The 8,829-nt window shown below is 58.5% G+C and carries 5 protein-coding genes; all 5 read left to right on the forward strand.

Annotation, left to right across the window (positions count from 1 at the left end; genetic code table 11):
• Positions 1 to 129: 129 nt before the first annotated feature.
• The 5 genes from NZK35_RS27185 to NZK35_RS27205 all read left to right on the forward strand — a co-directional run bounded on the left by NZK35_RS27185 (position 130) and on the right by NZK35_RS27205 (position 8,791).
• Positions 130 to 867, forward strand: a complete 738-nt coding sequence (locus tag NZK35_RS27185; protein ID WP_259635670.1) for a 3-keto-disaccharide hydrolase — start codon at positions 130 to 132, stop codon at positions 865 to 867.
• A gap of 898 nt (positions 868 to 1,765) precedes the next feature.
• Entirely contained in the window at positions 1,766 to 3,025 is a 1,260-nt protein-coding gene (locus NZK35_RS27190) for a DUF1559 domain-containing protein (RefSeq protein ID WP_259635671.1), read from the forward strand.
• 118 nt (positions 3,026 to 3,143) lie between these two features.
• Complete coding sequence (locus NZK35_RS27195; RefSeq protein WP_259635672.1) at positions 3,144 to 4,331, forward strand: DUF1573 domain-containing protein; 1,188 nt, start codon at positions 3,144 to 3,146, stop codon at positions 4,329 to 4,331.
• A gap of 79 nt (positions 4,332 to 4,410) precedes the next feature.
• Positions 4,411 to 6,585 carry a pilus assembly protein PilM gene (gene pilM / locus NZK35_RS27200; RefSeq protein ID WP_259635673.1) on the forward strand — a complete coding sequence of 725 codons (2,175 nt, stop codon included), beginning with the start codon at positions 4,411 to 4,413 and terminating at the stop codon, positions 6,583 to 6,585.
• A gap of 22 nt (positions 6,586 to 6,607) precedes the next feature.
• Complete coding sequence (locus tag NZK35_RS27205) at positions 6,608 to 8,791, forward strand: DUF1559 domain-containing protein (RefSeq protein WP_259635674.1); 2,184 nt, start codon at positions 6,608 to 6,610, stop codon at positions 8,789 to 8,791.
• Positions 8,792 to 8,829 lie beyond the last annotated feature (38 nt).

Below are 8,829 nucleotides of genomic sequence, written 5' to 3' on the forward strand. Positions count from 1 at the left end.
GAACCTGGAACCTGGAACCTAGAACTGGAACCTGGAACTGCAAACCCTGGCACCCCCCGGCGTCTCCGGTCATAATACCGGGCTTGAACCACTCCCTCTGTCAAACACTCCCCCGTTATGAGAACTCCCATGCTTCGTCCCGTTCTGTTCGGCACCCTTTGTCTGTTCGCTTCCGCGTGTCTTGCCGAGTCGCCCGCGGTCGCCGCGCCGCCCGAGCCGGACGGCATGACCCAGTTGTTCAACGGCGAAGATCTGACCGGTTGGGAAGGAAACTCGCGGTTGTGGAGTGTTCGCGACGGCGTGATCCATGGCGAAACCACCAAAGAGGTTTCGACCAAGGGAAATACGTTTCTGATTTGGAAAGACGAAGTCGCTGATTTTGAATTGCGATTGTCGTTTCGGTGCACCGCGTCGAATAACTCGGGCATCCAATATCGATCGCAACGCGTCAAGACCGACGAACAAGCGATCAACCAATGGGTATTGCGTGGCTACCAACATGAGATCCGCAACGAGGAAGACCTGCCGAGCGTGCCTGGTTTCATCTATGACGAGAAAGGCTCACGCGGACGGATCTGTCTGGTCGGTGAAAAAGCGGTCTGGAACGAAGACGGCAAGAAGGTCATCGGCGAACCGCTGATCAGCAAAGACGAGTTCAAAGAGTTGATGAAAGTCGACCAGTGGAACGACGTGGTGATCATCGCTAAAGGCAATCGCATCCGACACTTCCTCAACGGCCGGTTGATCCTGGACTTCACCGACAAGCATCCCGAAAAGTCGTTTTCCAAAGGCTTGCTCGGACTGCAACTGCACGCCGGCGCGCCGATGTGGGCCGAATTCAAAAACGTCCGCCTGCAAAACCTCTAGTGGCGTAAGCTTCCAGNNGCCCAATGCCACTTACTTTGACGCCAAGCGGGGTGTTGTTTGTTAGCGGCAGGGCGCGAGCCCTCCGGTCTTTCACGGTGTTTTTGAAGCGCGACCGGACGGCTCGCGCCGTTCCGCTAACACCGTTAGAGCGAAAGTAGATGGCATTGGGCGTAGGCCTCCAGCTGGCGTCCCCCGCAAGTGGCGTAAGCTTCCAGCTTGCGTCCCGGGAGCGCAGCGACCTCCCCCGCCCCGGCCGACGGCCCTCTCTCACCCACCGCCGCGAAACTCACCAAGCGTTTCGCCCGGCCCGTCGGCCCCACAAACAACGCCATCGACGTTAACGCCAAACGGGGCGTTGTTTGTTGGCGGCAGGGCGCGAGCCGTCCGGTCTTTCACGCGGCTACCGGACGGCTCGCGCCGTTCCGCTAACACCTTCAGCGCCAAAGTAAGTGGCAATGGGCTTGCGCCCTCCCTCAAGCAGCCATCTCGCACCCCACCACCTTCACCAATTGCGAAGGATTCGTGAAGCCAGTGTTTGGGTTGCACCTCGATTTCCGTCTCGCATTGCGACTGCCGAGGGTGATGTGAAGGAGTTGTGGTCGGGAATGCGAAGGAACGATGAAGTCTATCGCAAATCAATCTGTTTGCGATTGCAGCAGGGCAAGGCATCGCTTGAATACGCCTGACAACGGTGTGACGTGCACGCCGGTGTATTGGAGTTTTAAAAGAAAGAGAAGCCGGCAGGTCAGGGCGGCGACGCGATCACTGTCAACGATCCCGCGTCATCCCCCCGGTTCGACCACCAGCCGACTGCTCGAAATCGTTCCCCATTTTGGGCGCGGGCTGTGACCTTGTACACAGTGCCCCTGTCCACAGAAATCCAAACAAGGAATTCGAAATGTCGCGTATGCGAAAATCAGGTTTCACCCTGATCGAACTGTTGGTGGTGATCGCCATCATCTCTCTGCTGGCCGCGTTGGCGTTGCCGGCCCTGACGAAGGCTCGTGAAGCCGCTCGCCGCACCCAGTGCTCGAGCAACCTGCGTCAGTTCGGAATCGGAATGTACACGTTCTCCGACCGTGACCCGCTGGGCCGCTTGTGCACCGGTGCCTCCGACTTCGAGCGTGACGGTGACATGGACACCTACGGCTGGGTCGCCGACCTGGTCAACACCGGATCGGCCATCCCCGGTGACATGTTGTGCCCCAGCAACCCTGCCAAGGCACTGGAAAAGTTGAATGACTTGATCGGCATTTCGACGTCGGGCAACGGAGTCACTGTCGGCCCGTCGGCGGGTAACAGCTGGACTCGCATGCGTGCCGGAGCGGCCGATCGCATGTTCGATTCGTCCAACGCAGCGATCGACTTTGCGGCCAACCCCGTGACCGTCGGTGCGACCCAGTACAATAGTGCCGCCGAGTACGTCGGTGGGCTGTATGTGGACCAGGGTTACATGACCAACTACGCAGCAGGCTACTTCCTCGTTCGCGTCGCTCCGATCATGGAATACGACAGCACGGCGGGCGAGATCGTTTCGTCCACCGGTGGAAAATTCAAAGAGCGTCAAGACACCAGCGGACCGCTGATGGCTTCGGTTTTGGATCGCAGTCGCATCGCAACGAGCAACATTCCGTTGCTCGGCGACGCCGGCCCCGGTGACGTCGACGAAGCGATTCTCGGCACTGACGTTCCGAACACCAAAGAAGAACTGCCCCGCGGGATGTTGCTGGCCGAAGCCTTCAACGATGGCCCCGCTTACTTGGCGACGACCAACAACCGCTTGATCTTGCTCAACGCAGCAGTCTCGATGGTCGAGCAAATCAACTGCGAACGCGGTGCCCCGTCGACCGTCAATTGCCAAGCCCCCTTGGGATCCGACGCTTCGAGTCCCTCCGGCTTTTACCTGCAAGACACGCGTGACTGGTTCGCCATCCACAGCGGTGGGGCGAACATCTTGATGGGTGACGGTTCGGTCCAACTGTTCCAAGACGAGAACGGCGACGGATACCTGAACCCGGGTTTCCCCGTCCCCGACAACTTGACCGATTACTCGGGCGTCGGATACGCCGGCAGCACGGTCGAACTGCAGCCGGCTGAAATGTTCAGCGGCGTGTTCTTGGACGAAAGCTCCTTCAAGGGTCAGTTCGAAGAGAACTGATCACGAAACACTTTCTGTCAGACGACACGGCAACCCTGCCATTTTTCGGGACCTCCATGGCCAATCATGCCATGGGGGTCTCGCGTGTTGAATCGACGCGGCGAGGTGAAAGACTGGAATGAATCAATTTACGAAACGACTGCTCGTCTTTGGCGGCCTGGTGCTCGGGTTTGCCTCGTTCGCACTGGCCCTCACTCAGGTCGTCAGCTACAAGCCCTGGGGCGTGCCCGACAGTCGACGCGATGACTACGATCAGCGTGTCGCGGAACTGGACAGGCAAGCCATTCTGCGAGAAACGTATCAAAACAAGCCCCGGCCATCGGCAAAGGCATGGCCCGCGGTGCACGACTTCGGTTGGGTCCGTCCGGGGGAAGCCGTGCGGCACACCGCCGAGATCGAAAACGTCGGCAATGCCGAATTGAATCTTCGAATCCGCGAGACCAGTTTGGAACGTTTGACGGCCCAGCTCGAACACGAGCGACTGGCACCGGGTGAATCGACTCAATGCACCATCGAATTGGTTACCAGCAATCAACCATCGGCCGGACTTTTCGAAGGCAGGGTGACGATTGCGACCAATGATCCGCTCAACCGGACGCTGGTCTTGTCGGTATTAGGTCGTCAAAAAACGGAACTGGTCCTGCCCACGGCGATCGACTTTGGCAGCCATGACATGGGAGAGGCATCAACGGTCGACTTTGTGATCTACAGCCAGTTGGCGCAACACTTGAACGTTGTCGATGTTTCCAATCCGGCATTTGATCTTCAGTGGGTCGCCGTTTCCGAACCGATCGACGACCAGACGCTCGGCGGAATGTCCGCAACGGCGGCCAGCCGCATCACCGTTGAAATGGAAGCCAAGGACTACGGCCACTACAGTGACCAGCTTGAGTTGACGGTCGAGATCGACGGACAGGAAAAGCAATGCAAGCTGGACTTCGGGGGTCGAGTCCGTCCGCCCATCGGCTTTTACGGACCCAACGTGGATCGTCGCACCGGAGTCGACTTTGGAACCGTTGAGAACGACGAGCAACATGATTTGTTTGTCGTCGTCCGTTCGCGTGCGGATCGCTCCAGAAAAATCGCGGTGCTGGACATGGAGCCCAAGGAGCTGCAAGCCGAACTCCAGCCACTCGAGAGCGAAGGGAGTTATCGGCTGCGGATTTCGATTCCTAAAGACTGCCCTTACCGACGCTTCAATCTCGCCGAGCAGCACGGTTACATTCAAATCGGTGATCCCGAGATGAAGTCGTATTCCAACTGGCTTCCCGTGTACGGCGTTGTCGGGGATTTCGATGCCGATTGAAACTTGCCGCGACAACGATCGGCCTAATCCACCGACCAGGATGTTTTACCCGCTTTGGCACACAGTCACGTAGCTCGAGATGTCTAGTACTTCACCTGTTGATCAGATCAATCCGTCCGGGACCCCGACACAGCCGTCCGGCAAGATGACTTGCGGTGCGTGCGCCGCGACCAATCCGACGGGTGGGCAATTCTGCGCCGGTTGCGGTCATGCACTACAGGAACCCTGCGTCCAGTGCAGCAAGCCCGTGTTGTTGACGCAGTCGTTTTGCGGAAACTGCGGATCGGATCTTGTCGCCTCGCTTTCGAAGCGCAAACAAAATTTGGAGACCAAGATCGCCGATGCGATCAACGCCGCAAAGGAACGCGATTTCGAAAAATCGAAGGGACTATTGGCCGTCGTCACCCGTGAAAAGGATTACCGATTCAAGGATGTGATCGCCCACGCGAAAACGGCGCAACAAAAAATCGACCGGATCGCAGAGCAAGAGTGCGGCTCGGCGGCGGATCGGATCGCAGCGGCACAACAGGCCTACGAAGCGGGCGATTCGGCGCGCGTCGTCGAATTGCTCGATCGATTGTCGCCCAAACTGATGACGCCCGAAGCGCAACAACAGCTGCAACGATCCAGGCTGCTGATCGAACAGCTCGACGATGCCGAGAAATCACTGCAGGAAGCGTTTCAAAAACGAGACTGGACCACATCGGGAGCCATTCTGGACCGCTTGCTGGAACTCAAGCCGGAGGACCAGACGGTTGCCAATTTGGCCCGCAAGGTGGGCAAGAAACTGGTCGCCAAAGCGACCACGCTTCACCAAAACCACAAGTCCACGGCGGCCGCAGAGATCTTGCAATGCGTCCCCATGATCGCCCGCAACCAAGCCTACGTCGACCTGAATCAGACGGTCGAACGGATCGGATGGCTGGCCAGTCAATTCAAAGGAGAACCCTTTGCGACACCGACGCTGGGGCGGCTCTCAAAACACTGGAGCGAACAATCCGGTGGCGATCCCCGAGCGGTCAAGATGTTGGACCGACTCAGTCAACAGGTCAAAGCGGCCCGCTCGACCCCTCGCGACCTGTTCGCACCCTTGGATGCCAAACCCCGGAGCTGGGTCGGCGGTCCGCTGGGAATTCTCGCGACTCCGACAAGCATCGATTTAGACGACAACGCCGCATTCCGCGCCTCAGCCGGTCAGTTCAACGCCGCGATCGGCCTGGCATTGCAGGGACTCGGGTTGGGACGTTTCCAAGAAGATTTTTCACCCAAGAAAGGCTTGTTGAAACGGCTCGGACGCAAGAAAGCAGAACGATGCTGGGGACTGGATATCGGCGCGTCGGGTATCAAAGCGGTTTGCCTGGAACGGATCGGCGAGCAACGACCGCGGTTGGTGGAATGCCACAAGTTGTCCTTTGACACTCCGCTGACGCGTAGCACTGCCGAATCCACTCTGGACGAATCGCTTCGGACGACGATCGAATCGTTCCTGGAGCAGCACGAGGTGGAATCGACGCCCGTCTGGGTCAGTTTCCCTGCCCGCGAGTTGGTTTCACGCTTCGTCAAATTACCGCCGGTCGCCGACAAGCAGGTAAACGCGCTGTTTGAAAAGGAGGTGGAGTCTCGGATTCCGCTGCCGCTGGATGAAGTGGCTTGCGTGCGTTGGATTGCCCCCCTGCCCGACGATGAATTGACCGCAATCGGACGCCCGGCGTTTGTGTCGGCCGCAAAGAAACAGTTTGTCGATCGCTATCTCGAAGATCTGAGCCTGGCCGGTTTGACCGTAAGCGGCTTGCAAGCGACACCGATCGCCCTGATGAATTTCGCCACATTTGAGTTCGCCGATCTGTTGGAACTCCACCCTGCGGACGGCCGCGACGCCGAAGCAAAGCTGCCGACGGTCGCGCTGTTTGACTGTGGCGCGGAAATGACCATTGCGTTCTTGATCAGCGGCGCGTCGTGCTGGTTCTGGTCCTTCGAATCGGGCGGCAATGAATTCACTCGCTTGATCAGTCGATCGACCAAGACGACACACTCCGACGCGGAAAAATTAAAACGCAATCCGGCCTCGCTAGAGCATCCGGAAACCCAATTCGAACGGGTCGAACAACGAATCGACGAGATGCGTGGAAGACTGTCCAAATTAGTCAACGACCAATGCGAACAACACGACGAATTCGACATTCAGCAAACGTGGTGCTGTGGCGGTGGAGCCCTGACACACGGCTGGATCAAGCGAATCCTATGCGACATTTAAACGTTCCGAGAGAGAGAGTACCGTGTCTGGTTTGAAGCACCGCATCACTGATGACATGCCGAGATTCTTCTGCTACGCCGCCCTCGTTTGTCTGCTCGGCGTGATTCAGGGATGTGGCGAAAGCCAACAGGACCTGTTTCTGAAGCATGCCCAACGCGATCGTGGTGGCGGAGCCGCCAACGAAGAGGTTGCCAGTCAGAACGCCGCCGAGCAGCCCGCAAAACCGTCCAATCCCATCGCGGACCCGGTGGTTGCCAAGCCGCGTCCCCCAATCGTGAACACCAGTGTAGCGTCGTCGCTGCCGAAAGCCGGGCCGACCCAAGACATTGCCGAAAATGAAGCCGATGCATCCGACGCCGGAACGGGCTTGGCGGAAACGATTGGCATCAAACCGATCTCGCAACGCCAACCCGAAACCGAGCTGACGACTTCCGAGCGCCGACGAAGAGCCTTCGACAACCTGCAACAGATCAACGAAGCGTTGACCAGGTACGTGGATGAAAAGGGGCATTACCCGAAGTCTTACGCGACCAATTCGGGCGGGGTCCCCACACTTTCCTGGCGCGTCGAACTCCTACCCTACCTCGGTTACGAAGCACTGTACAAGCAGTTTGACTTCAGTCGCGCCTGGAACATGCAGCCGAATAAAGACCTGCTGCAGTACATCCCCGATGCCTTCGTCTCACCCGAGCGTTTTGACGTCAAGACGAACTATCAGCTGCCGATCGATTCCGCCTTCATCTTCGGCGAAAACAGGGCGATCACGCCGGCCATGATCGATGACGGCCCCGAAAACACGATCATGTTGCTGGAGGTCAACGACGCGCACGCCGTTCATTGGACCGAACCGAAGGACTTCGATCCGAAGTCACCGATGGCCATGAGCCCCTACGTCGGGAAACTGCGGGTCGATGGGACGTTCGCGCTCTGGGCCAACGGCTTCCCCGTGCTGCTCGAAAATGGACTGAGCGACGCGCAGCTCTTTCAGGCGATGACCTACGAAAAAAGTGACGCGCTTCGCGCCGGTGACATTCATCGCGCGATCACGGTCGAACAAGCCGAAGACGATCCCGAAACGGAAGCGTCGCTCGCACCTGAGCAAGTCGCCGACACCGCCGAGGACATCGTGAGACCGCAAGTCGACATGGGAATCGATTTGCCGCTGATGGTCGACGAGCCGGCGATGACACGGGACCCCGTGCCGTCGGCGATCGAACTCACAGCCGCCCAAGACAAACTGCGAGAAATCTTTCGTGACAAGATCCAGGAAGCGAAAGGCGACGACGATCGAAGAAAACTGGCTGCGGAATTTATCTCGCTTGCCGACGACATGGAAGCCGATCCGGCCGGTGCGTTTGCGCTGCAGCAGGCCGCGATCCGTCTGGCCATCGAAGCGAATGACGGAACCCTGCTGATCAAAGCCATCGACCAACGCGTGGCCCGATTCGAACTCGACTCGTTTCGCGAAAATTTGAAATGGATCCAAGCCTTTGGCGGAGAAACCGCTAGCCGTGACGCGAGCCTCGTCAAGGGCGACGGCATTCTCAAACGGTCGATTCCCGTCATCTATGCGGGAATTCGCGAAAACGAATACATGCTGGCCAGTTCCGTCACTCGCATCGCGAACCGATTCACCGGCAGCAACCGCGAAGACAAGGTTTCGCGTCTGCTGACGCGTTTGAGAACACAACTCGGCGCGGCAAAACGCGAGTACGACAATTCCGTCGATGATCTGGAGCGGTTTCGCAACAACCCCGATGACGTCGCCGCGGGGGCCGCCTTCGGTAGCTTCCTGTGCTTCATCAAGGGCGACTGGCAAACCGGGCTGCCCCTGGTTGCCGATGGCACCGGTGGCGATCTGGTGGAAGTCGCCAAAATGGATTTGCGCGGCGCATCGCGTGCCATCGATCAAGTCGCCCTGGGTGACGCCTGGTGGGAACTCAGCCGACGAGGATCCGGTGCCTACCGGCAGGGCGCAGAGGACCGTGCCGTGATGTGGTACTCCCAAGCGATCGTGCGATTGCCCGAATCGCTCGACCGAATTCACGTCGAGAACCGTTTAAAAGAAGCCGACGAAGCCGACGCCCGCAGTCCGATCGCGTTGTGCATCCAACTGGCCGATGAAATCGGCATCGATCTCAGGCAAAGCCTCACCTCGATCGCCGCAAAAGGCGGGCGCATGGCTCGCCGAAACGACGACGACTAGTGTCTGGGACATACGTGTTGGTGTGCAGGCTAAAGCCC

It is taken from the genome of Stieleria sedimenti, from assembly GCF_025060895.1.
In the GTDB taxonomy this organism is placed as follows: Bacteria; Planctomycetota; Planctomycetia; order Pirellulales; family Pirellulaceae; genus Stieleria; species Stieleria sedimenti.

What these genes read in the sequence shown, in the direction of transcription:
- NZK35_RS27185 (WP_259635670.1), top strand. Translation starts at nt 130, where the DNA reads ATGCTTCGTCCCGTTCTGTTCGGCACCCTTTGTCTGTTCGCTTCCGCG.
- NZK35_RS27190 (WP_259635671.1), top strand. Translation starts at nt 1,766, where the DNA reads ATGTCGCGTATGCGAAAATCAGGTTTCACCCTGATCGAACTGTTGGTG.
- NZK35_RS27195 (WP_259635672.1), top strand. Translation starts at nt 3,144, where the DNA reads ATGAATCAATTTACGAAACGACTGCTCGTCTTTGGCGGCCTGGTGCTC.
- pilM (WP_259635673.1), top strand. Translation starts at nt 4,411, where the DNA reads ATGTCTAGTACTTCACCTGTTGATCAGATCAATCCGTCCGGGACCCCG.